The 21,520-nt window shown below is 66.6% G+C and carries 23 protein-coding genes; 10 read left to right on the top strand and 13 right to left on the bottom strand.

Annotation, left to right across the window (positions count from 1 at the left end; genetic code table 11):
* The first annotated feature begins 48 nt into the window (after window positions 1–48).
* From ACODS0_RS17335 to ACODS0_RS17325, 3 genes are all read left to right on the top strand, one after another.
* Window positions 49–786: an ABC transporter permease gene (locus ACODS0_RS17335; RefSeq protein ID WP_488836145.1), complete on the top strand. Its 738-nt coding sequence runs from the start codon at window positions 49–51 to the stop codon at window positions 784–786.
* Window positions 783–1,511 carry an ABC transporter ATP-binding protein gene (locus tag ACODS0_RS17330; RefSeq protein WP_488836144.1) on the top strand — a complete coding sequence of 243 codons (729 nt, stop codon included), beginning with the start codon at window positions 783–785 and terminating at the stop codon, window positions 1,509–1,511. Before ACODS0_RS17335 ends, ACODS0_RS17330 begins: the two co-directional genes overlap by 4 nt.
* 80 nt (window positions 1,512–1,591) lie before the next feature.
* On the top strand, window positions 1,592–2,428 hold the full coding sequence (locus tag ACODS0_RS17325) for an ABC transporter substrate-binding protein (RefSeq protein ID WP_488836207.1): 837 nt from the start codon (window positions 1,592–1,594) through the stop codon (window positions 2,426–2,428).
* A gap of 177 nt (window positions 2,429–2,605) precedes the next feature.
* On the opposite strand, the gene ACODS0_RS17320 is transcribed toward ACODS0_RS17325, so the two are convergent.
* The 12 genes from ACODS0_RS17320 to ACODS0_RS17265 form a co-directional block, all read right to left on the bottom strand.
* Window positions 2,606–4,303, bottom strand: coding sequence for an ABC1 kinase family protein (locus ACODS0_RS17320; protein ID WP_488836143.1), 1,698 nt, complete (start codon window positions 4,301–4,303; stop codon window positions 2,606–2,608).
* Window positions 4,304–4,318: 15 nt separating this feature from the next.
* Window positions 4,319–4,804 (bottom strand): DUF2269 family protein, encoded by a 486-nt coding sequence (locus ACODS0_RS17315; RefSeq protein WP_487262235.1) that lies wholly within the window; start codon window positions 4,802–4,804, stop codon window positions 4,319–4,321.
* On the bottom strand, window positions 4,801–5,199 hold the full coding sequence (locus ACODS0_RS17310) for a DoxX-like family protein (RefSeq protein ID WP_488836142.1): 399 nt from the start codon (window positions 5,197–5,199) through the stop codon (window positions 4,801–4,803). Before ACODS0_RS17310 ends, ACODS0_RS17315 begins: the two co-directional genes overlap by 4 nt.
* A complete protein-coding gene (locus ACODS0_RS17305; RefSeq protein ID WP_488836141.1) occupies window positions 5,196–5,720 on the bottom strand; it encodes an SRPBCC family protein in 525 nt (174 codons plus the stop codon). Before ACODS0_RS17305 ends, ACODS0_RS17310 begins: the two co-directional genes overlap by 4 nt.
* 4 nt (window positions 5,721–5,724) lie before the next feature.
* The gene (locus ACODS0_RS17300; RefSeq protein ID WP_488836140.1) at window positions 5,725–6,849 is read right to left on the bottom strand and encodes a saccharopine dehydrogenase family protein; all 1,125 of its coding nucleotides are present in this window, start codon (window positions 6,847–6,849) and stop codon (window positions 5,725–5,727) included.
* A gap of 4 nt (window positions 6,850–6,853) precedes the next feature.
* Window positions 6,854–8,536: an EAL domain-containing protein gene (locus ACODS0_RS17295; protein ID WP_488836139.1), complete on the bottom strand. Its 1,683-nt coding sequence runs from the start codon at window positions 8,534–8,536 to the stop codon at window positions 6,854–6,856.
* A 119-nt stretch (window positions 8,537–8,655) separates the two neighbouring features.
* The gene (gene modC / locus ACODS0_RS17290; protein WP_488836138.1) at window positions 8,656–9,753 is read right to left on the bottom strand and encodes a molybdenum ABC transporter ATP-binding protein; all 1,098 of its coding nucleotides are present in this window, start codon (window positions 9,751–9,753) and stop codon (window positions 8,656–8,658) included.
* Complete coding sequence (gene modB, locus ACODS0_RS17285; protein WP_488836137.1) at window positions 9,753–10,436, bottom strand: molybdate ABC transporter permease subunit; 684 nt, start codon at window positions 10,434–10,436, stop codon at window positions 9,753–9,755. The genes modC and modB overlap by 1 nt, the downstream gene beginning before the upstream one ends.
* A gap of 35 nt (window positions 10,437–10,471) precedes the next feature.
* On the bottom strand, window positions 10,472–11,239 hold the full coding sequence (gene modA / locus ACODS0_RS17280) for a molybdate ABC transporter substrate-binding protein (protein ID WP_488836136.1): 768 nt from the start codon (window positions 11,237–11,239) through the stop codon (window positions 10,472–10,474).
* 82 nt (window positions 11,240–11,321) lie between these two features.
* Complete coding sequence (locus ACODS0_RS17275) at window positions 11,322–11,552, bottom strand: DUF2798 domain-containing protein (protein ID WP_431152297.1); 231 nt, start codon at window positions 11,550–11,552, stop codon at window positions 11,322–11,324.
* Window positions 11,549–12,148: a flavodoxin family protein gene (locus ACODS0_RS17270; protein ID WP_488836135.1), complete on the bottom strand. Its 600-nt coding sequence runs from the start codon at window positions 12,146–12,148 to the stop codon at window positions 11,549–11,551. Before ACODS0_RS17270 ends, ACODS0_RS17275 begins: the two co-directional genes overlap by 4 nt.
* Before the next feature lie 49 nt (window positions 12,149–12,197).
* Window positions 12,198–12,662, bottom strand: a complete 465-nt coding sequence (locus ACODS0_RS17265) for a DUF2938 domain-containing protein (protein WP_488836206.1) — start codon at window positions 12,660–12,662, stop codon at window positions 12,198–12,200.
* A 115-nt stretch (window positions 12,663–12,777) separates the two neighbouring features.
* Between ACODS0_RS17265 and ACODS0_RS17260 the strand changes: the two genes are divergently transcribed.
* Window positions 12,778–13,221, top strand: coding sequence for a helix-turn-helix domain-containing protein (locus ACODS0_RS17260; RefSeq protein ID WP_488836134.1), 444 nt, complete (start codon window positions 12,778–12,780; stop codon window positions 13,219–13,221).
* A gap of 26 nt (window positions 13,222–13,247) precedes the next feature.
* On the top strand, window positions 13,248–14,069 hold the full coding sequence (locus tag ACODS0_RS17255) for a TOBE domain-containing protein (RefSeq protein WP_488836133.1): 822 nt from the start codon (window positions 13,248–13,250) through the stop codon (window positions 14,067–14,069).
* A 125-nt stretch (window positions 14,070–14,194) separates the two neighbouring features.
* Here the strand turns inward: ACODS0_RS17255 and ACODS0_RS17250 are convergent, their stop codons facing one another.
* The gene (locus ACODS0_RS17250; RefSeq protein ID WP_488836132.1) at window positions 14,195–15,343 is read right to left on the bottom strand and encodes a helix-turn-helix domain-containing protein; all 1,149 of its coding nucleotides are present in this window, start codon (window positions 15,341–15,343) and stop codon (window positions 14,195–14,197) included.
* A 178-nt stretch (window positions 15,344–15,521) separates the two neighbouring features.
* Here ACODS0_RS17250 and ACODS0_RS17245 point away from each other — a divergent pair, with 178 nt between their 5' ends.
* The 5 genes from ACODS0_RS17245 (at window position 15,522) to ACODS0_RS17225 (ending at window position 21,474) form a co-directional block, all read left to right on the top strand.
* Entirely contained in the window at window positions 15,522–15,992 is a 471-nt protein-coding gene (locus ACODS0_RS17245) for a (2Fe-2S)-binding protein (RefSeq protein WP_055396291.1), read from the top strand.
* Window positions 15,993–16,010: 18 nt separating this feature from the next.
* The gene (locus ACODS0_RS17240) at window positions 16,011–18,398 is read left to right on the top strand and encodes a xanthine dehydrogenase family protein molybdopterin-binding subunit (protein WP_121419341.1); all 2,388 of its coding nucleotides are present in this window, start codon (window positions 16,011–16,013) and stop codon (window positions 18,396–18,398) included.
* Window positions 18,399–18,409: 11 nt separating this feature from the next.
* A complete protein-coding gene (locus ACODS0_RS17235) occupies window positions 18,410–19,201 on the top strand; it encodes an FAD binding domain-containing protein (RefSeq protein WP_218299134.1) in 792 nt (263 codons plus the stop codon).
* A 133-nt stretch (window positions 19,202–19,334) separates the two neighbouring features.
* On the top strand, window positions 19,335–20,249 hold the full coding sequence (locus ACODS0_RS17230; RefSeq protein ID WP_488836205.1) for an AAA family ATPase: 915 nt from the start codon (window positions 19,335–19,337) through the stop codon (window positions 20,247–20,249).
* Window positions 20,242–21,474 (top strand): vWA domain-containing protein, encoded by a 1,233-nt coding sequence (locus ACODS0_RS17225; protein ID WP_488836131.1) that lies wholly within the window; start codon window positions 20,242–20,244, stop codon window positions 21,472–21,474. Before ACODS0_RS17230 ends, ACODS0_RS17225 begins: the two co-directional genes overlap by 8 nt.
* Window positions 21,475–21,520: the final 46 nt, after the last annotated feature.

The following is a 21,520-nucleotide window of genomic DNA, read 5'->3' as shown; positions in this document are numbered from 1 at the left end:
GGATATTGGTGAGGTGCCTACGATAGCTGAACCCGATCACAAGGCCCCATGTCCACCCTTACCGAAAGCGCGAGCACAGCGCTGCAACTCACCCTCTCCTCCGACCCCGTCCTGTGGACCATCGTGGGCCGCTCCTTGTCCGTCAGCGCCACCGCATGCCTGATCGCCTGTGGCGTGGGCCTGGTGCTGGGCGCCTGGCTCGGCGTCGCCCGCTTTGCCGGGCGCGGTGCCGTGCTGGCGGTACTCAACACCTTGCTGGCGGTACCGTCGGTGGTGGTGGGGCTCGTGGTGTACCTGGTGCTCTCGCGCAGCGGGCCGCTGGGTGCGCTGGGCTGGCTGTTCAGCTTCAAGGCCATGGTGCTGGCGCAGGCCATTTTGGTGCTGCCGGTGGTCACTGCGCTCACACGCCAGACGGTGGAAGACGCCGAGCGCGCGCATGGCGAACAACTGCGGTCGATGGGCGCGAGTCCGCTGCTGCGCAGCCTGCTGCTGGCCTGGGACGAGCGTTATGCCCTGCTCACCGTGCTGCTGGCCTCGTTTGGCCGTGCGATCTCCGAGGTGGGTGCGGTGATGATCGTGGGCGGCAACATCGACGGCTTCACGCGTGTGATGACCACCGCCATTGCGCTGGAGACCAGCAAGGGTGACATGCCCCTGGCGCTGGCGCTGGGCATCATCCTGCTGGCCGTGGTGCTGGCGCTCAACGTGCTGATCGCGCTGGTGCGCCGCTGGCGCGAACGGGTGGATGGTTCTGCGTCCAGCACGCCGGTGGGGGTAGCCGCGTGAACGCGCCGTTGGCACCTCCGTGGGTGGATCTGCGCCAGGTGTCCGTGCGCTACGGCCGCGTGCAGGCGCTGGACCAGGTCTCGCTCTGCATCACGCCCGGCGAGCGCGTGGCACTGGTGGGCGCCAATGGCAGTGGCAAAAGCACGCTGCTGCGCGTGCTGCACGGCTTGGCGGATGCGGCGGGCGGAGGCTTTCAGTGCGATGCCACCTTGCAGCAGGCCATGCTGTTCCAGCGCCCGCACATGCTGCGCACCAGCGCGCAGAACAACGTGGCGCTGGCGCTGTGGCTGCGCGGCACGCGCTGGCGCGATGCGCGGCTGCAGGCCCTCACGGCACTGCAGCGCGTGGGCCTGGCCGACATCGCCGCGCAGAACGCACGCACCCTGTCGGGCGGGCAGCAGCAGCGTGTGGCGCTGGCCCGCGCCTGGGCGCTGCGGCCCGATGTGCTGCTGCTGGACGAACCCACCGCCAGCCTCGATCCCCATGCCAAGCGCGAGGTTGAGGCCCTGATGGCCGACTTTGCCGCCAGCCACAGCGCAGCAGGCCCGGCCCACCCCGTGACCATGGTCTTCAGCAGCCACAACCTGGGCCAGGTCAAGCGTCTGGCCAGCCGCGTGATCTATCTGGAGCACGGCCGCCTGGTGGCCGACCTGCCCGTGCACGACTTTTTCAACGGCCCCTTGCCGGAGGCCGCCCGTCTGTTTGTCAAAGGAGAACTGGTATGACAAGAATTGACCCCCACGCTCCCCACTTCGTGGGGTCGCTGCCCCGCCAGGGGGCTTTTTCATCGTGGGGCGGCCCGGTGATGAAAGACTTCAAGCCTTTTTGTGGCCTAGCGCTTATCCATAAAGCGCTAACAGCTATCATACTTGTAGCATCCGGCCCGGTGCTTGCGCAGAGCATCACCATGGCGTCCACCACCTCCACGGAGCAGTCCGGGCTGTTCGGCTACCTGATGCCTGAATTCAAGAAGGCCAGTGGCCTGGACGTGAAAGTGGTGGCGCTGGGCACCGGCCAGGCGCTCGATATGGCGCGCCGGGGCGACGCCGACGTGCTGTTTGTGCACGACCAGGTGGCCGAAGAAAAGTTTGTGGCCGACGGCTGGGGCGTGAAGCGCTACCCCGTGATGTACAACGACTTCATTCTGATCGGCCCCAAGAACGACCCGGTGGGCACCCAGGGCAAGGACATCGTTCAGGCCCTGCAGAAGCTGTCTGCCGCCAATGGCAACTTCATCTCGCGCGGCGACAAGAGCGGCACGCACGCGGCCGAGCTGCGCTACTGGAAGCTCGCGGGCGCCGACGCCGCAAATACCTCAAAAGGCAGCGGCTACAAGGAGTGTGGCTGCGGCATGGGCCCTGCGCTCAACATTGCGGCATCGAGCGGCGCCTATGTGCTGGCCGACCGTGGCACCTGGCTCAACTTCAAGAACCGCGCCGACCTGGCCGTGTTGGTCGAAGGTGACACCAAGCTCTTCAACCAGTACGGCGTGATGGTCGTGAACCCCGCCAAGCATCCCCATGTGAAGGCGCAGGATGCGCAGAAGTTTGTGGACTGGGTGGTGTCGCCCGCAGGCCAGGCGGCCATTGCGGGCTACAAGATCGGCGGCGAACAGCTGTTCTTCCCGAACGCGGGCAGGTAAATCCCCCTGAGTCGCTTCGCGCCTTCCCCCAAAGGGGGACGCCAGCGGTGGTCCGGCAAGGCCGGTTCCGCGGCATCGGCTTTGGTCGCGCCAGTTTCCTGGCGGCGGGGAGAAGGGCTGCCGCCTCAGCGCCGTAGATCGGGCTGGCCCGAAGGGCGTAACCCGACAGCTGCATGCTCAGTCATCGTCGCGGTGGTGGCTGCTGCGCCAGATGGCCCGCACCAGCCACAGGCCACACACCACGGCACCAAAGAACCCCAGGAAGCCAAACGCTGGCAGGCCAAACAGCGTAGGCCCACCCTTCACGGTCATCACGATGGACGAGCCAATGATGAGCGCTGCAATTACCAGCGCCATCGCCAGCCGGTTGGCCGACCGGTCGATCTGGTCGCCCACACGTTTGAGGTGGGCCAGCTCGATGCCCACCTGCAGGTGCCCGCGCCGCGCATTGCGCAGCAGCCGCCCGAGGTCGTCCGGCAACTGCTCCACCGTGGCCAGTGCACGCCGCAGGGTGCTCCACGCGCGCCCGGCGAGCACCTTGGGCTCGTAGCGCTCGCGCACCACCTGCTTGAGCAGCGGCAGCGCTTCGCTGGCCATATGGAAGTCCGGGTCCAGGTTGCGGCCCATGCCTTCGAGCGAGATGAAGGCCTTGATGAGCAGCGCGAGGTCGGACGGCAGCCCCAGGTGGTGTTCGCGCAGGATGGCCGTCACGTCGGCCAGCATCTGCCCCAGGCTCAGCTGTGCCAGCGGCACGCCGTGGTACTGGTCCAAAAAGGCCTCGATCTCGGTTTCGAGCTGGCCCAGGTTCAGGCCCTGCGCGTCGCCCGTCCAGTCCAGCAGCACGTCGGCCACGGCCTGGGGCTGGTGTTCGACCAGGCCCAGCAGCAGTTGCAGCAGCTCGTCGCGCCGGCGCTGCGACAGGCGGCCCACCATGCCGAAGTCGATGAAGGCAATGCGGTTGCCGGGCAGGTAGAACACGTTACCGGGGTGCGGATCGGCGTGGAAAACGCCGTCCTTCACGATCATCTGCAGCACTGCCTGCGCGCCCCGCTGCGCCAGCACGGTACGGTCAAAACCGGCCTCGGACGTCAGCGCCGCGAGAGCGCCACCGGGTGTGCCGTCGATGAAATCCTGCACGTTGATGCGCTCGCGCGTGTAGGTCCAGTGCACGCGCGGGATCACGATGTGGGGCAGTGCGGCCATGTTGGTGGCAATGCGTTCGGCCTGGCGGCATTCGCCGGCCAGGTCCAGCTCGCTGCGCAATGAGCGCGCGAACTCGCGCACCAGTTGCTGGGGCCGGTAGGGCTTGAGCGCGGGCAGCTCTGCCTCGGCCAGCGCAGCCAGGCGCTGCAGCAGGCGCAGGTCGGCCTGGATGGTGTCCGCAATGCCGGGGCGGCGGATCTTGACGATGACTTCGCTGCCGTCCTGCAGGCGCGCGCGGTGCACTTGCGCAATCGATGCGGCGGCCAGCGGCGTGGTGTCAAACCAGGCAAAGACGGCTTCGGGATCGGCGCCCAGGTCTTCGCGCAGTTGCGGGCGCAGGGCATCGATGGGCACGGCAGGCACCTGGCTGTGCAGCTTCTCGAATTCTGCGATCCACTCCGGGCCAAACAGGTCAGCCCGGCCCGCAAGGATCTGGCCAAACTTGACGAACGCGGGGCCCAGCTCTTCGAGTGCCAGCCGCACCTGCACGGGCGGCTCCACGCGGGCCAGGTCGGCGGCGTGGGTCCAGTTCAGCGCCTGGCCCGCGCGCTCCAGCCGGTCGGCCAGGCCCAGGCGGCGCACGGTGTCGCCAAACCCGTGGCGCACCATCACGCCCAGGATTTCCTTCAGGCGCCCCAGGTCACGGGCGGTGTCCAGCGTCTCAATCAGCATGGGGCGATGATAGGTTCAGAAGTTCAGGGCCGGTTTGTTCACCATCAGGTAGAACACCACGGCCATGGCCACAAAGGCCGGGTAGCCCAGTGCCTCCCACCAGCGGGCGTAGCGCCAGTACAGAGGTGGCAGCACCCCGTCGCCCTGGGGCGCCTGTGCCGCCTCAACCGCCATGTCGCGCATGCGCAGCTGCAGCCACACCACGGGCAGCCAGCAGGCACCAGCCACCAGGTACAGAGCAATGGACACTGCGAGCCACGGCGTGCTCCAGGGCAGCCCGGCCATGGCCGCCATGGCAAGCCCCGTGGCGGGCTGGATGAACACCGTGGGCGTGGTGAACCACCAGTCCGCCCGCACCACCAGGCGTGTGACCACCGCCTGCGCCTGCACATTGCCGCTGCGGTTGGTAAAGAACATGTAGAACGCCGAGCCCAGCCCGGTGCCCACCAGCAGCACGCTGGAGATGATGTGCAGCCATTTGAGGGTGAGGTACAGGCTCATGGCTTGGGTGGTGTCGTAGACGTGTCTTGCAGCAGCACCCACAGGATGGCAGCAATGGGCAGGTTTTTGGTCAGTGGCCCGAAGGGGTGCAGCCACCATGCAGGGTGTATGGCCGTGGCCAGCAGTGTCATGGCCAGCATCACCAGCAGGGCCGCTCCATACGCCTTACGGCCGGGGCGGAGCGCCAGCCACAGCCCCAGCACCGCATCGGTAGCCGCCCCGGCCAGGATGATGGCGGTGGGTAGCCACGATGTGTTGCCCTCGGTCCACGCGGCGGGTAGGCCCGCCAGCAGCTCGCGGCTTTGGCCGTGGAGTTCCCACACGCTGACCAAGGCGGTGGCCAGCCAGACGACCACGAGGCTGGTGCGCAGGAGATTGGCGGACGAGAGATTCATGGATTGACCTGGTGCGGGACGGAGGGCGCTACCCGTTGCGCCTGTTGCCAGTCTGCAATGTCGGCAGCACGGCTCGCCAGGAACTGAGCCAGGCGCTGGAATCTTTGGCGTGTCTTTCGGACAAAGATCCAGTCCACGGTTGGCTCCAGAATAAACCTCATGGGCGCTGGCCCCACTTGGAACGTGTAGGTGTAGACCAGCAGTGATTGGTTCGTCCCGACTTCCTGGTGGCGCATGGAGGCGGCCCACTGTGTGAAGGGAAACGAACGGCCAACCATGGTGGCGGCCGCGAGCACAGGGCGGTCATAGCTGATGAACTGCGTGCGCATGGAGAGCGCTCGCAGTGCGCCCGCACCCAGGTTCTCGGTGGTGGCGCCCACGCTGGGGCACTGCGCGCCATTTTCGACGCTGGTGCGGCGTACCAGCGAATCCCACTGGCGCCGCCATTCGTGATAGTGGAAGGCATCAAAAACAATATCTGCCCGCGCTGGCATGGGGAAGATCATTTTCTGGTGGGCCATGGCCTCATTCCTCAACCACGTCCGTCACCATGCCCCACTTCGCAAACTCGGGTGCAAAGGCCTCCAGGGGCAGCAGGCTGGTGCTGGTGTGCGCCCCGCGGGGCAGCGGTTGCCCGGCTGCGAGCTGGCGGGCCAGCAGGATGGCGGCCATGCAGGGGATCTCAAGGCCATGGTCGTGGTCGGCTGCAATGTGCCAAGCGCGGCGGCGGGGCTGGCCTTGTGCATTGGTGCCCGCAACGCGCACGACCATGCCGCCCAGTGGCGTGCCCAAAAAGTCCAGCACGCCGCCCGCGTGGTGCATCAGCCAGGCCAGCTTTTCGGGATGGGGCAGCACGCCCCAATGGCGCAGCGCTGCAAGGGTGGCGAAGGCTCTCTGTGCCAGGCCCACCTCCAGCGCTGCGCGGAAGGTGACGCGGTCGCGGGCTTTGTAATGGGCCGGGAAAATTTCCAGATCCGGGATGTCGCAGACCGCCCCCAGGCGCGGTTGCAGCCGCTGGAACTTGACCGGCGTGGGCTGCGCCCAGCCCCGTTTCGGCTGCCAGCGGCCGTCTTGCCACACATCGATGGCCAGGCCGCAGTAGCTCAGCACGGCCGCCAGCGTGGCCTGTCCGCGTGGCGCGCGTTGCGCGGGGGCGATGCAGATATCGATGCTGTCAATGCACTGCCAGTCCGCGCACAGGTGGTCGATGACGGCCGAGGACAGCGCCGGCACCGTGCTGGCGCCAGCAACGGCCGTGCGTCCGGCGGCGGTAAACGCGGCCTGCATGGCAGCTGGAAAATCGCACACAAAACGGCGGCCATCGGCCAGGTCGATGTAGTGCGCGCCCGCCGCAGCGGCGGCCTGGGCCACGCTGTAACCCTGCGCCTGAAAAGGCCCCGCAGTGTGGATGACCAGATCCACGCCCCATCCGCGCAAGGTGGCAGCAAGACCCGGGGCCTGGTGGTCGAGGGCCACGCCCTGAGCGCCGTGGCCCAGTGTGTTCGCCAAGGCCTGGGCGCGGGATGCGTCGCGGCCCGCCACCAGCAGGGCGATGTGGTGGCGCGTGGCCGCGTCGCCTGCCAGCGCGCGGCAGATGCGTGCGCCAAAGTTGCCGTACCCGCCCAGGACCAGTGTTTTGAGTGTTGCCATGGGTTCAGTGTCCGGGGGCTGGCGCGATGGCGGGCGGGAGTGCTGAAAACGGTGTGGAACCCGCCGGGCGCAGCAAGGCCTGCAGCGCTGCGCGCTGGGGCTGCATGTGGGTGTGGTGCCAGTCGGGTACGTGGGCTGCTGGAATGGGTTTGCTGAACACGTAGCCCTGGATGCAGTGCAGCCCAATGGCGGCCAGCGTCTGCAGCTCCTCCACGGTCTCCACGCCTTCCACCACCACAGACAGGCCGAACTCGCCGGCCAGCGCGCTGATATGCCGCAGCAGCATCTGTCGCCGGCTGTCCTGCGGCAGCTTTCGCACGAAGAGCCGGTCGCATTTGATGCCTGCAATCGGCAGATCGGCCAGCATGCCCAGCGACGAGTAGCCGGCGCCAAAGTCGTCCATCCACACGACAACACCCATGGCGCTGAGTGTGTGGATGGCGGCCACCATCTCCGTGCCCAGCGCAATGATGGCGTGTTCGGTCATTTCGAGTTTGAGGGTGCGCGGCGGCAGGCCGCGCAGGGCCAGTTCCTCACGCAGCCACGGGGCAAAGCGGTCGTCCAGCAGCGTGATGGGGGCCACGTTCACGCTGATGGTCGTGTCGTTCAGGCCCTGGGCTTGCCAGGCCTTGGCACTGTCGAGTGCGTTGCGCAGGATCATGCGGTCCACTTCGGGCGTCTTGCCCTGCAATTCGCACACCAGCAGGAAGGTTTCAGGGTTGATGGCGCCCAAGGTCTTGTCGGTCATGCGCAGCAGGGCTTCGAACTGCACGCCACGCTGCTGAAAATCGACGATGGGCTGAAAGTGCAACGCCAGGTTTTCCGGGTGCAGAAGCCGGTGCAAATGGTCCGCAATGAGCGACAGCTGCATGTCGCGCTGGGCGTTTTGCGCCGTGGCCGATGACCGCATCATCGACAGCCCGCGTCGCAAGAGCTGCTGGCGGCCAGCGTCCGAGCGCATGTTGCTCATCTGTTCCAACGCTACGGCAATGGCAAAGGCCAGCACGGTGACCAGCAGCGCAATGCCGTCGGACTCACCGCTGGGGTCGCCCAGGTGCAGTGCAAAGGTGTTGACCAGCATCCAGTGCAGCACCAGGATGGCGGCGCCGCACAGCACCTTGTCTTCCCAGGTTTGTGCGCGGTAGCGGGGCGTGAGCATGCTGAGCTTGGCCGAGCGGTGCCGGATTGCGGTGCACGCCGCAAGGGCCACGGCCGTGGCCATGGACGCCATGATTGCCAGCACATTGACCTGCGAAAAACTCTGCACGTGGCCCCAGGTGATCGCAAAGTGCCCCGTCAGCATGCCAGCCGCCAGCCACACACCGGCCACCACAATGCGCGCCTTGCTGGCGCTGGTGCTGAGTGTCGGAATGGTGAGTCGCGCACTCACCGCCATGATCAGCAGGCCACTGAGGGCGGGCACCAGCTCCAGCACGTGGTGCGCCAGCTCGGCATACATGAACAGACCCACCACATCCAGGGCCCAGACAATGCAGCCAATGCACAGGGCAGCTTGCGAGGCGCTGATGCGGCGGCTCGATGGATCGACCGAAAACGCCGTGTGTTCGACCAGACGCTGGCACACATGCACCACCAGCGACGCGAAGATCCAGAACAGCAGGCTTTGGAGCAGCGGCGGAAACCCCACTGCAAACGCCATGGTGGCGTCGTGCCAGATTGAAACCATTTCCACCCCTTGTTCCCACCCTTGTTTTTTGACGGTCATCATACGACCGATGGGAGGCCGTGGTGGCCACTGGGTTCGCCTGTGGGGCCTTCGGAGGGAGGCCCGGATTGCGCTGCCCATCAGTTCACGATGGCAATGCCCTTCACCTGTGCAAATACGGGTTGGCCGGGCGCCAGCGCCAGCGCCTGGGCCGAGCGTTGCGTGACCCGCGCCAGCAGCCGTGTGGTGCCTGCATCCAGGGCCACCATCATTTGCCCGGGGCTGTCTTCGCCCAGCGCCACCACCGTGGCTGGAAGCACATTGAGGATGCTGGTGTCGCAGGGTGCGGTGAGTGCCAGGCTTACATCACGCGCCTGCACCCGCAGCCGGATGGGCTCGCCCGTGGCGTGTGCCCTGGGGCTGACCAGCATCAGGTGCCCACCGCTGAATGCCACGGTCGTGATGTGGTCCTGCGGGTCGTGCTGTTGCACCGTGCCTTCGATCACCGTGGCGGCAGTGTCGCCATGGGCCAGGGGCAGGTCCAGCCGCACGATCAGTTCGTTGGTGCGGCCCTGGGCCAGCACACGGCCCTCGCGCAACAGCACCATGTGCCCGGCCAGACTTGCCACCTCGTCGATGGCGTGGCTCACATACAGCATGGGGATGTCGAGGGTGTGTTGCAGCCTCTCCAGATAGGGCAGGACCTCGGCCTTGCGCTGGGCGTCCAGTGCAGCCAGGGGTTCGTCCATCAGCAGCAGGCGGGGGCTGGTGGCCAACGCACGGGCGATGGCCACGCGCTGGCGTTCGCCGCCCGACAAGGCCTGGGGCTTGCGGTCCATCAGGGGGGCGATGCCCAGCAAGTCCACCGCCTGCTCCAGCGCCACCTTGCGGCGTGCGGGGGGCGTGCGCTTCAGGCCGTAGTCGATGTTTCCACGCACGCTCAGGTGGTCGAACAGACAGGCCTCCTGGAACACATAGCCCAGGCCCCGCTCGTGTGTGGCGCGCCAGATGGTCTGTGCATCGTCCTGCCACACCTCGCCGTTGACCTCCACACGCCCAGGCTGCGCGCGCTCCAGACCGACAATCGCGCGCAGGCAGGTGGTCTTGCCGCAGCCCGAGGGGCCGAAGAGGGCGGTCACACCCCGGCCGGGCAATTGCAGGCCCACATCCAACGTAAACCCGGGGCGAGTCAGCGTCAGTTGCGCGGTGATCTGTGCCGAAGAAGCAGTGGTGGCCATCACTGCACCATCGACAAGGTTTTGCGGCGGGTGAGGTTCAGCCCCAGCAGCACCACAAACGAAAACAGCACCATGCCGCCCGCCAGCCAGTGCGCCTGGGAGTATTCCAGCGCCTCGACGTGGTCGTAAATCTGCACAGACACCACGCGCGTGACACCCGGGATGTTGCCGCCCAGCATGAGCACCACACCAAATTCGCCCACCGTGTGCGCAAAGCTCAGGATCGCGGCGGTGATGAACCCGGGGCGCGCCAGCGGCAGCGCTACAGTGAAGAAACGGTCCAGCGGCCCTGCGCCCAGCGTGGCCGCAGCCTCTAGCGGGCGCCGGCCGATGGCTTCAAAAGCGTGCTGCAGAGGCTGCACCGCAAAAGGCAGCGAATAGATGAGCGAGCCCACCACCAACCCCCAGAAGGTAAAGGGCAGGGTGCCGAGCCCCAACCACTGCGTGAACTGCCCCAGGGGGCCGTTGGGGCCGAGCGTGACCAGCAGGTAAAAGCCGATCACCGTGGGCGGCAGCACCAGCGGCAGCGCCACCACGGCCGACACCGGGCCGCGCCAGCGCGACGGCGTGTGCGCCAGCCACCAGGCCAGGGGCGTGCACAGCACCAGCAGCAACACCATGGTGGTGCCCGCCAGCCGCAGCGTGAGGCCGATGGCTGCCAGATCAGCGCTGGAAAATGGCATGAAGATGGGCGATCCGTCGAGAGGGGCGCAGGCGGTCAGAAACTATAGCCGTACGATTGAATGAGTGCGCGCGCCTTGCTGCCGCGCAGGTAGGTCAGCAGTGCGCTGGCCGCCGCGCTGTCCTTGCCTGGCATCAGCTGCACGGCATCTTGCCGGATGGGTTCGTGCAGGCTGGCCGGCACATGCCAGGCCGAGCCGCTCGTGATCTTGCCGTCCACCATCACCTGCGACAGCGCCACAAAGCCCAGCTGCGCGTTGCCGGTGGAGACAAACTGGAAGGTCTGGGCGATGTTCTCGCCTTGCACCAGGCGCGGCTGCAGGGCCGTCGCCACGCCCAGCTTTTCCATCACCTGCAGGGCCGCCGCGCCATAGGGCGCCAGCTTGGGGTTGGCAATGGCCAAGTGCTTGAAATCACCCGACTTGAGCACATCGCCCTTGGCGTCCACGGTGCCGGGTTGTGCGCTCCACAGCACCAGCGTGCCGATGGCATAGGTAAAGCGCGAGTGGGCTACGGCCTTGCCCTCGCGCTCCAGCCGGGCAGGCGTGGTGTCGTCGGCCGAAAGCAGCACCTGAAACGGCGCCCCGTGGGTGATCTGTGCGTAAAACTTGCCGGTGGCACCGAACGAGAGCTCGGCCTTGTGGCCCGTGTCGGCCTCAAAAGCTGCGGCGATCTTCTGCATGGGCGCCGTGAAATTGGCGGCCACCGCGACCGAGACGGTGTCGGCATGTGCCACCCCTAGCATGGCCCATGCAACACCAGCACAGGCGAGGGTGCGGATCATGGATGCGGCGAGGTGGGGCATGGCGGTTGGCGCAAAAGCGCTATTCGTTTATGGAATAGCGAGAGTATAGGCAAGGTCGTGAGTTTTCCCTGCCTGCCTCTGTCTATCCTTCTCGCGCGACGACCCGTGCCACCAGCTTTCGAGCCAGCGGCGCCGCCAGCATGACCGCCGGGAAGGCGAACAGCCACCCCGTGAGCCACGCGCCCGCCCAGAGGCCTAGAAACCCCTGGTCCACCTGCGCGGCTCGAAAGGTGGAGATGCCGGACACCAGCAGCGACATCACGCCCGACAGGATGAAGCTGAACAGCACGGGGCCGTAGCGGGCGGGGATCATGCAGCCACCGCCTCAGCGGGTTGGTGTGCCGCCACACCGCCCAGGCGCTGCAAGGTCTCGGCGAAATGCCGCCCAAACATGCGGGCGGTCTTGGTATCGCCTGGCACAAACGCATCCGCTGCCGCCCCATGGCCTGCCTGCGCCATCAGGCCCGACCAGGATCCCAGCCGGTTGGCTGCTTCGTCATACGGAACCCCGGTGTGCTGCTCGGGCAGGATGGGGTTGCCCACCCACACCATGCCGTGCTGCATGGCAAACACCCACATCGACAGCAGTGTGGACTGCTTGTCGCCCGCTGGCAGCGACGACACGGTGAAGCCCGCCGCGAGCTTGTTCTTGAGCTGCTGCGTTTTCCACAGACGGCCGGTGGCGTCCATGAAGGTCTTGAACGGACCGGAGACTCCGCCCAGGTAGGTGGGCGAGCCCAGGATGAAGCCGTCGTAGTGCAACAGGCTGTCGGGTGCGTGGGCCAGGTCTTCGGCTTGGCGTAACTCGGCATGGATGCCGGAAACGCCCTGGGCGCCCTCCAGAATGTGGCGGGCGATGTGTGCGGTGTGCCCGTGGGCGCTGTGATAAATGATGGCGATGGTTTTCATGGCATGGGTTCCAAACAAGTGATTTCGAGGGGAAAAATGCGCAGAACCGTCATCGAGAAATCAGTGCGATGGCGAGCGCAGACAGGTACAAGCCGAAGCCAAAGACGGTGTGGTTGGCCAAGCTGCGCAGGCAGTTCTTGAGCGGCGTGGGCGTGCGCGATGCTGCAAAGCCCGAGCCCATGGCGGGCTGCATCACCAGCAGCGGCGCCGCCACGGTGCAGACGCCCACGGCCAACGCGGGCAGCAGGGTGGGGCTGCGTACCCAGTCGGCGCCCTGGAGGCCGACCAGCACGGTGGCAAACGCCACGCCCACGGCGTAGTGCGTGATCCAGCCCCAGGCCAATTCCCCCCGGATGGGCACCGCCTTGGCGATGGCGGCATGGGCAAACTGGCCCCGAAACAGATGGCCCACCCAGCGGCCGATGAAGGCGAAGTTGAGGGTGGGGACGCCCAGGTGCTTGAGCAGCAAAAGCCATGCATCCATGACGGCGGTGGCGCCGATGCCTATCAGCATCGCGAGGGGAAATTCTTGCAGTGGGAGTGTCATCAAAGCACCTCGAAAAGTTGACGGAAGCAGGTTTTGGATGGAATATAGAAGTTCAAGTCAACTTGAAGTCAAGAGGTTTTTGATGGACATTGCCGAAGTTGCCAAACGCTCCGGGCTGCGGGCCTCCACGCTGCGGTATTACGAGGAAAAGGGGTTGATCCACTCGGTGGGAAAACCTGGTGAGCGCCGTCGTTTTGCGCCGGGCGTGCTGGACCAGCTGGCGCTGATTGCATTGGGGCAATCGGCGGGGTTCTCGCTGGACGACATCCGTGCCATGTTTTTGCCCAGCGGCGAGCCCAGCATTGACCGGCAACTGCTGTCGGCCAAGGCCGATGAACTCGATGCCATGGTCAAACGCCTCAAGGCCATGAGCAACGGTCTGCGGCATGCGGCAGCCTGCCCGGCCGAGAGCCATGCGCAGTGCCCCTCCTTTCAGCGGCTGCTGAAGGCAGCAGCGACTGGCGCGCTGGAACGCCAGCAGAGGCTGGCAAAGCCTGTCACGGGGCTGCGCCGCAAGGCGGCGTGAAGGGAGCGCTCAGGCATCATCCGCGCATGCCTGTTTCTCTTTCTCTCACGGATGCGCTGGGCCATGCCCTGGCCGACAAACGCATCGACATCCTGCGCCAGATTGGCACCTGCGGCTCCATCTCGCAGGCCGCGCGTGCCGTGGGCGTGAGCTACAAGGCCGCGTGGCAGGCGGTGGACACGCTGACCAATCTGGCGGGCACGCCGCTGGTGGCACGCGCGGTGGGTGGAGCAGGGGGCGGCGGTGCGCAGCTGACCGAGGCGGGGCGCCAGTTGCTGGCGGCGGCAAATGCGATGGCGCAGGCGCGGGGCGCTGTGCTGTCGCGCTGGCAGGCCACGCCCCATGCGGGCCCTGCGCTGGCGCGGCTGGCGGTGCGCACCAGCATGCGCAACCAGTTGCCGTGTGTGGTGGAGCGGCTGGTGGTGCAGGGGCAGATCGTGGCGGTGCACCTGCGGTTGGGCAATGCGAGCGATGGCGACGGTGCCGCAATGGGCGTGCCTGCAGCACTGGCCGCGCGCATCACCCGCGAGAGTGCGGAACTGCTGGGCCTGCAGCCGGGGCTGGCCGTGCAGGCGCTGTGCAAGGCCACGGCCGTGCGCGTGGATCGGGGTGGTCGTTTGGCATCAGCGTCTGGGTCTGCGGTGGCCGATGCACCCGGCATCCACCGCCTGCCTGCAAAAGCCACGCGCGTGGTGCGGGGCGAGTCGGGCGATGAGGTGTCTGCCGAGCTGTCGGGTGGCTTGCAGATGGTGGGTTTTGCGGCGCCCGGCAGTGGCCTGCGCGCGGGCAGCCCGGTCGTGCTGGTGGTGGAAGACAACGCCGTGGTCCTGGCCTTGGTCGAGGTCTGATACTGGGCCCATTGCGGGAATTTCGCTATATATTTTATAGCTATTGGCGCTTGCTGAAGAAGCGCTAGCGGCCAATTTGATGCAAATGTCTGCTGCGCGTTGTTGGCAGGTGCCGCAGTCGCCGATCACAGCCCCTTGGGATGGCCCAGTTTGCGGTACACCGTGGCGCGGCTGATGCCGAGCACCCGGGCAGCTTCTGCCACATTGCCACGGGCGTCTTGCACGGCTTGGCGAATCAGGGCGGTTTCAGCCTCGCGCAGCGGTGCGGCCGTGGGCGGGGCGCCCACCAGCGCCGGGGACAGGGTGGCAACAGGCTGGCTGGCGCCACGGGCGTTTTCTGGCCGTTGCGCTAGCGCCTGCAGGCGCAGGCCCGACCACAGGGGCAAATCGATCGGCTGCGCCGGGTGCCGCCGCGCAGCATCGAACAACATGGCCCACGGCATGGCCAGCAGGTCGCTGGCGTGGGTGGGCGCACCCGGGGTGCGCAGTGGCTGGGGCACCAGTTGGCGTGCCATGCTGTTGGAGCCCACCACAAATCCATCGCCGTCCAGTGCCAGCAGGCCGTCGCCCTCGCTGCCCAGCGGGCCGCCGGGCCAGTTCACGCGCAGCAGCAGGGCATGGGGCAATTGCAGCAGCAAAGCGTCTTCCATGGCGCGGGCCGATCGGGCCACCAGGTGGCGCAGCTCGGGCCGCTCGGGCACATCCACGCCGGTCAGGTCCAGCATGCCCACACACTGGCCCTGCGGGTCGAACAGCGGTGCGCCTGCACAGCTGTAGCTGGCGTTGTCATCAAAGAAGTGTTCGCCCCGGTGCAGCCACACCGGCTGCAGTTCGGCCAGCGCAGCGCCGATGGCTGTGGTGCCCACGGCCGCTTCCGACAGGTCGATGCCCACGCGGCCAATGGCGCTGGCGCGCGGGTCGCCCGGGTCGCAATGGCCTTGCACGTCTACCACGATGCCGCGTGCGTCCGTCAGCATGGCGAAGTAGTGCATGCCCGCAATCGCGCGGGTGAGCTGTTGCAGCACGGGCCGTGCCGCGCGCAGCAGGTGGTGGTTTTGCTCCTGGCTACGGCGCAACGCCGTGGCGCTGACGGCGTCAAATGCCACACGGTGGGTGGGGTTGAGCCCCTGGGCCAGGCAGCGTTGCCACGACCGTGCAATCCATGGCTCCACCTCGGCCCGCAGGGGCGCTGCGCCATCCGCCAGCAAGCTTTGGCGCGCCTGTGCAATCAGTGCGTGGCGGTGGGCGGGGGAGGTGGGCGCGGAGGACAGCATGGTGAACCGAATCCTTGAGCTGCGCATGATGCGCTGGTGTGCGCTGCAACATGTTTCATTTTGAGAATATCCAGCTGGGGCTGCCGGAAATCTAGGGTTGTCCCTAGGGATGGGTGGTGGGGCGCGGCAGAAGATGCGCGAGGTCAGTCCAGCCAAAACCTATTCAGGAGACAGCCAGATGCAAGTCCAGTTCACGGTCAACGGGCGCGCTGCCAGTGTTGACGTCCCCCCCAATACCCTGCTTGTCCATGCGTTGCGAGAGCACCTGCTGCTCACCGGCACCCATGTGGGTTGTGACACCAGCCAGTGCGGGGCGTGTACGGTGCATGTGAATGGCCGGGCCGTCAAATCCTGCGCCATGCTGGCGGTGCAGGCCCAGGGGGCCGAGGTGACCACCATCGAAGGCATGGCCACCCCCGACGGCACCATGCACCCCATGCAGGCCGCGTTCAAGGAGTGCCATGGCCTTCAGTGCGGCTTCTGCACCCCGGGCATGGTGATGAGCGCGGTGGACCTGTGCAAGAACCACCCCAACGCCAGCGAAGGCGAGATCCGCGAGCTGCTCGAAGGGAACATCTGCCGCTGCACGGGCTACCAGAACATCGTGCGCGCAGTGCAGGTTGGCCAAAAGGCCATGGCTTCAGCGTAAACACACAGGAGAAGAACCATGGGTGCATCCGACTTTTCCAAGCTGCCGCACATCGGCGAATCGCTCAAGCGCAAGGAAGACTACCGCTTCCTGACCGGCGCGGGCCAGTACACCGACGACGTGGTGCTGGCGGCGCAAAGCCATGCGGTGTTTGTGCGCTCGCCGCACGCACACGCCAAGATCAACAGCATCAATGTGGAAGCGGCCAAGGCCGCGCCCGGCGTGCTGGGCGTGTTCACCGGTGCCGACGTGGCGGCCGACAACATCAACGGCCTGCCTTGTGGCTGGCTCATCACCAGCACCGACGGTCAGCCCATGAAGGAGCCGCCGCACCCCATCCTGGCGCAGGGCAAGGTGCGCTATGTGGGCGACCATGTGGCCATCGTCGTGGCGCTGACACAGCAGCAGGCGCGTGATGCGGCCGAGCTGGTGGAGGTGGATTACGACGTGTTGCCCGCTGTGGTCAGTGTGGCCGATGCCGCAGCAGGCACCGTGGCGGGCGCAGGGCTGCATGACGCCGCGCCGGACAACCATTGCTACAAATGGGCCATTGGCGACAAGGGCGCGGTGGACGCCGCATTTGCCAACGCCGCGCACGTGACGAAGCTGGATCTGGTCAACAACCGCCTCATCCCCAACGCGATGGAGCCCCGCGCCGCCATTGGCTCGTACAGCCGCGCCAACGACGAATACACGCTGTACGTCAGCAACCAGAACCCGCACGTCGAGCGCTTGCTCATGACAGCGTTCGTGATGGGGCTGCCCGAGCACAAGGTGCGCGTGATTGCGCCCGATGTGGGCGGCGGCTTTGGCTCCAAGATCTTCTTGTATGCCGAGGACGTGTGCCTGACCTGGGCGGCCAAGAAGCTCAACCGCAACATCAAGTGGGTGGCCGATCGCAGTGAGTCTTTTGTGTCGGACGCGCATGGCCGCGACCATGTGAGCCATGCCGAAATGGCGATGGACAAAGACGGCAAATTCCTGGCCATGCGCGTGCACACCGACGCCAACATGGGCGCCTACCTCAGCACCTTTGCCAGCGCAGTGCCCACCATCCTGTATGCCACCTTGCTGGCAGGCCAGTACACAACGCCGCAGATCTATGTGGAGGTGGATGCCTGGTTCACCAACACCGCGCCGGTCGATGCCTACCGGGGCGCGGGCCGGCCCGAGGCCACCTACCTGCTGGAACGGCTGGTGTCGCGCTGTGGCTGGGAGATGGGCCTGGGCCAGGACGAAATCCGCAAACGTAACTTCATCACCAGCTGGCCCTACCAGACGCCCGTGGCACTGCAGTACGACGTGGGCGATTACCACGCCTGTATGACGCAAGCGCAGGAGCTGGCCGACGTGGCGGGCTTTGCGGCGCGCAAGGCGGCCAGCGAGGCCAAGGGCTTGAAGCGTGGCATCGGCTACAGCAGCTACATCGAAGCGTGTGGGATTGCGCCGTCCAACATCGCGGGCGCCCTGGGCGCGCGCGCAGGTCTGTTTGAATGCGGCGAAGTGCGTGTACATCCCACGGGCAGCGTGACGGTGTTCACCGGCTCGCACAGCCACGGCCAGGGGCACGAGACCACCTTTGCGCAGGTGGTGGCCGCGCGCCTGGGCATCCCGGTGGAGAACGTGGACATCGTGCACGGCGACACGGGGCGCGTGCCCTTTGGCATGGGCACGTATGGCTCTCGCTCCATCAGCGTGGGCGGCGCGGCCATCATGAAGGCGCTGGACAAGATCGAGGCCAAGGCCAAGAAAATCGCCGCGCACTTGATGGAGGCCAGCGACGCCGACATCGACTTCAGTGGCGGTGAGTTCACCGTGCGCGGCACGGACAAGAAGATCCCGTTCGGCCAGGTGGCACTCACGGCCTATGTGCCGCACAACTACCCGCTCGACAAGCTCGAACCGGGCCTCAACGAAACCGCGTTCTACGACCCGACCAACTTCACCTTCCCTGCTGGCACCTACATCTGCGAAGTGGAGGTGGACCCGGCCACAGGCAGCACCCGCGTAGACAAGTTCACGGCCGTGGACGACTTCGGCACCATCATCAACCCCATGATCGTGGAGGGCCAGGTGCACGGAGGTCTGGTGCAGGGCATCGGCCAGGCGCTGATGGAAAACTGCGTGTACGACCGCGAGACGGGCCAGCTGCTGACCGGCAGTTTCATGGACTATGCCATGCCGCGCGCCGACGACTTCCCCGAGTTCAAGCTGGGCCATGTGTGTACCCCCTGCACGCACAACCCGCTGGGTACCAAAGGCTGCGGCGAGGCGGGGGCAATTGGCTCGCCACCGGCGGTGATCAATGCGGTGCTGGATGCACTGCGCCCGCTGGGGGTTAAAGAGTTCGACATGCCCGCATCGCCACACCGTGTGTGGGAAGCGATTCAGAGTGCCAAAGCCTGAGGAGAACCAGCATGTACGCATTCACCTTTGAAAATCCCTCCTCCACCGCCGCCGCTGCACAGCTCATAGCCCAGGGCGGCAAGCTGCTGGCCGGTGGCCAAAGCCTGCTGCCGTCGATGCGGCTGCGCCTGGCCAACCCCGAGAAGATCGTTGACCTCAACAACATCCCCGAGCTGGCGGGCATCCGCCGCGAGGGCAACGCGCTGGTCATCGGCGCCATGACGCGCCACATGGACGTGGCCAACAGCGCCGATGTCAAGGCCGCCATCCCCGCGCTGGCCGACTTGGCCGCGCACATCGGCGACCGGCAGGTGCGCGCACGCGGCACGCTGGGTGGTTCGGTGGCCAACAACGACCCAGCGGCGTGCTACCCCAGCGCCGTGCTGGGCCTGGGCGCCACCGTGATCACCAATCAGCGCGAGATTGCGGCCGACGACTTTTTTGTGGGCATGTACACCACGGCGCTGGAAGAGGGCGAGATCATCACCGCCATCCGCTTTCCGATTCCGAAGCGCGCGGCGTACCTCAAGTTCAAGCAGGCTGCATCGCGCTTCTCGCTGGTGGGTGTGTTTGTGGCGCAGACGGACGGCGGTGTGCGCGTGGCCATCACGGGCGCGGCCAGCAGCGTGTTCCGGCATGCGGGTCTGGAGGCAGCGCTGAACCAGAGCTTTACGCCCGCATCGGCGGCGGCGGTGAAGATCGATGCAAGCGATCTCAACGCTGACATCCACGCCAGTGCGGCCTATCGCGCCAACCTCATCAGCGTGCAGACCCAAAGAGCAGTAGCGCAAATCCTGGGCTGATGGGGGATAGCACCCGCGCCCTGCATACTGCATCCAGGGGCGGGTGTTTGAATGAAATTGGCCTCTAGCGCTTTTCTATCAAGCGCTATTAGCTATAGAAACTATAGTAATGAACGTTTCCCCTCCCGTGCCCATGACCGCGCCTGCGCTGTCCTCCATCGACGCCCTGGTGTCGGCCTTGCAGGGCGTGGGCTATTTTGCCGACCGGCGGCTGGCCACGGCCGTGTTCCTGGCGCTCAAGCTGCAGCGCCCGCTGCTGCTGGAGGGCGAGCCCGGCGTGGGAAAGACGGCGCTGGCCCAGGCGCTTGCCAAGGTGCTGGAACGCAGCCTGATCCGTCTGCAGTGCTACGACGGCCTGGAGCAGCGCGAGGCCCTGTACGAATGGAACTACGCCGCCCAGTTGCTGCACATGCGCGCGGCGGAAGGCAAAGGCAGTGCCGACATGGCGCAGGTGGAGCGCGAGGTCTACCAAGACCGCTACCTCATCCGACGCCCTTTGCTGCAGGCGCTGCAGGCGCCAGAACCCGGCGCCGTGCTGCTCATCGACGAAGTGGACCGCGCCGACGAGCCCTTTGAGGCGTTTTTGCTCGAATACCTGGGCGAGTACCAGGTGAGCATTCCCGAGATCGGCACCGTGCGCGCCACGGCCACGCCGGTCACCATCCTCACCAGCAACCGCACGCGGGATCTACACGACGCCGTCAAACGCCGCTGCCTGTACCACTGGCTGGACTACCCCGAGCGCGAGCGCGAACTGGTCATCGTGCGTGCGCAGGTGCCGGACGCCAGCGCGGCTTTGGCCACCCAGGTGGCGGATTTTGTGGGCCGCCTGCGCAGCCAGCCGTTTGCCAACGCTTTTCAGCGCGCGCCGGGCATCGCAGAGAGCGTGGAGTGGGCCAAGGCGCTGGTCGCGCTCGACACCATCGTGGTGGACCCCGAAGTGGTGTCCGACACCGCAGGTATCTTGTTCAAGCAGCGCGAGGACGTGGCTGCGCTCACGCGCGACATGGCGGCGCAGTTGCTGCAACCCGCTGAGGCCGATGCCTGAGGGCTCAACCGTGGCAGAGGTCAAAACGATTTCCCAGCTGGGCGATGCCCGCACGGGCAAGCTCGCCGACAACCTCAGCGGTTTTGGCCGCACCCTGCGCCGCGCCGGTGTGCGCGTGGACGCCGCCCGCATGGCGCTGGCCCAGCAGGCGGTGATGCTGGTGGGCCTGCGGCGCGAGGATTTCAGCGCCGCACTGGAGGCCGTGCTGGTCAGCCGCGAGCAGGACCGTTTGGTCTTCCGCGAGTTGTTCGACGCGTACTTTCGCAACCCCAACGTGGCGCAAAAGCTGCTGGCGCAGATGCTGCCCAGCGCTGAGTCCAAGGCCGAGCCCGCCAAACGCCGCCCGCGCGTGAGCGAGGCGTTGGCCCCCGTGCGTGCGGCCAGCAACGCCCCCCCGCCGCGCGAGGACGAGAAGATCGATTTCGACGCCGCCATGACGGCCAGTGACCTGCAGCGCCTGCGGCAGGCCGACTTCAACCAGCTCTCGGCCAGCGAATACCTGCTGGTGGAGCGCCTGGCGCGCGAGGTGCCCTTGCCCCTGCCGCGCTACGCCGCCCGCCGCACCCGCCCCGGTGGGCGCGGCAGCCGCCCGCACTGGCCCGGCGCCATGCACCACGCGGCCCGCAACGGGGGCGAGGTGCTGCGCATCCCGCTGCTGCAGCGGCGCCAGCAACCGCTGCCGCTGCTGGTGCTGGTGGATGTGTCGGGCTCCATGGAGCGCTACGCGCGGCTGCTGCTGGCGTTTTTGCATGCCGCCACGGCACCGCGCCACACCGGCGATGCCGTGCGCCGCGACGTGTTTGCGTTTGGCACCGGGCTGACCGATCTCACGCCAGCATATCGCCTGGCCGATACCGACGCGATGCTGCAGGTGGCCAGCCATTCCATCAATGATTTTGCGGGGGGCACCCGCATGGGCGACAGCCTGGCCCAGCTGCGTTTGCAGCATGCCCGGAGGCTGGTGGGGCGGCGCACCCTCGTGCTGCTGATCAGCGACGGGCTGGACACCGGCACGCCCGAGGTGCTGGCGCAGGAACTGGGCTGGCTGCGCCGCCATTGCGGACGCCTGCTGTGGCTCAACCCCTTGCTGCGTTTTGAAGGCTATGCACCCACGGCACGCGGCGCCTCCGAACTGCACCGCCAGGCCCACGGCATGGTGGCCGTGCACAACCTGAGCCGCTTGCAGGATCTGGCGGCCAGCCTGGCGGCCGTGCTGCGGCAGTGACCGATTTCAGAGATAACCAGACAACACCAGACAACACAAGGAACCC

It is taken from the genome of Acidovorax sp. FG60, assembly GCF_057808995.1.
This window is presented reverse-complemented; position numbering and strand designations above follow the sequence as displayed.

Excerpts from the sequence above, each read along its gene's own strand:
- ACODS0_RS17335 (WP_488836145.1), top strand. The coding sequence starts at position 49 with ATGTCCACCCTTACCGAAAGCGCGAGCACAGCGCTGCAACTCACCCTC.
- ACODS0_RS17325 (WP_488836207.1), top strand. The coding sequence starts at position 1,592 with ATGAAAGACTTCAAGCCTTTTTGTGGCCTAGCGCTTATCCATAAAGCG.
- ACODS0_RS17320 (WP_488836143.1), bottom strand. The coding sequence starts at position 4,303 with ATGCTGATTGAGACGCTGGACACCGCCCGTGACCTGGGGCGCCTGAAG.
- ACODS0_RS17315 (WP_487262235.1), bottom strand. The coding sequence starts at position 4,804 with ATGAGCCTGTACCTCACCCTCAAATGGCTGCACATCATCTCCAGCGTG.
- ACODS0_RS17310 (WP_488836142.1), bottom strand. The coding sequence starts at position 5,199 with ATGAATCTCTCGTCCGCCAATCTCCTGCGCACCAGCCTCGTGGTCGTC.
- ACODS0_RS17305 (WP_488836141.1), bottom strand. The coding sequence starts at position 5,720 with ATGGCCCACCAGAAAATGATCTTCCCCATGCCAGCGCGGGCAGATATT.
- ACODS0_RS17300 (WP_488836140.1), bottom strand. The coding sequence starts at position 6,849 with ATGGCAACACTCAAAACACTGGTCCTGGGCGGGTACGGCAACTTTGGC.
- ACODS0_RS17295 (WP_488836139.1), bottom strand. The coding sequence starts at position 8,536 with ATGGTTTCAATCTGGCACGACGCCACCATGGCGTTTGCAGTGGGGTTT.
- modC (WP_488836138.1), bottom strand. The coding sequence starts at position 9,753 with ATGGCCACCACTGCTTCTTCGGCACAGATCACCGCGCAACTGACGCTG.
- modB (WP_488836137.1), bottom strand. The coding sequence starts at position 10,436 with ATGCCATTTTCCAGCGCTGATCTGGCAGCCATCGGCCTCACGCTGCGG.
- modA (WP_488836136.1), bottom strand. The coding sequence starts at position 11,239 with ATGCCCCACCTCGCCGCATCCATGATCCGCACCCTCGCCTGTGCTGGT.
- ACODS0_RS17275 (WP_431152297.1), bottom strand. The coding sequence starts at position 11,552 with ATGATCCCCGCCCGCTACGGCCCCGTGCTGTTCAGCTTCATCCTGTCG.
- ACODS0_RS17270 (WP_488836135.1), bottom strand. The coding sequence starts at position 12,148 with ATGAAAACCATCGCCATCATTTATCACAGCGCCCACGGGCACACCGCA.
- ACODS0_RS17265 (WP_488836206.1), bottom strand. The coding sequence starts at position 12,662 with ATGCTGATAGGCATCGGCGCCACCGCCGTCATGGATGCATGGCTTTTG.
- ACODS0_RS17260 (WP_488836134.1), top strand. The coding sequence starts at position 12,778 with ATGGACATTGCCGAAGTTGCCAAACGCTCCGGGCTGCGGGCCTCCACG.
- ACODS0_RS17255 (WP_488836133.1), top strand. The coding sequence starts at position 13,248 with ATGCCTGTTTCTCTTTCTCTCACGGATGCGCTGGGCCATGCCCTGGCC.
- ACODS0_RS17250 (WP_488836132.1), bottom strand. The coding sequence starts at position 15,343 with ATGCTGTCCTCCGCGCCCACCTCCCCCGCCCACCGCCACGCACTGATT.
- ACODS0_RS17245 (WP_055396291.1), top strand. The coding sequence starts at position 15,522 with ATGCAAGTCCAGTTCACGGTCAACGGGCGCGCTGCCAGTGTTGACGTC.
- ACODS0_RS17240 (WP_121419341.1), top strand. The coding sequence starts at position 16,011 with ATGGGTGCATCCGACTTTTCCAAGCTGCCGCACATCGGCGAATCGCTC.
- ACODS0_RS17235 (WP_218299134.1), top strand. The coding sequence starts at position 18,410 with ATGTACGCATTCACCTTTGAAAATCCCTCCTCCACCGCCGCCGCTGCA.
- ACODS0_RS17230 (WP_488836205.1), top strand. The coding sequence starts at position 19,335 with ATGACCGCGCCTGCGCTGTCCTCCATCGACGCCCTGGTGTCGGCCTTG.
- ACODS0_RS17225 (WP_488836131.1), top strand. The coding sequence starts at position 20,242 with ATGCCTGAGGGCTCAACCGTGGCAGAGGTCAAAACGATTTCCCAGCTG.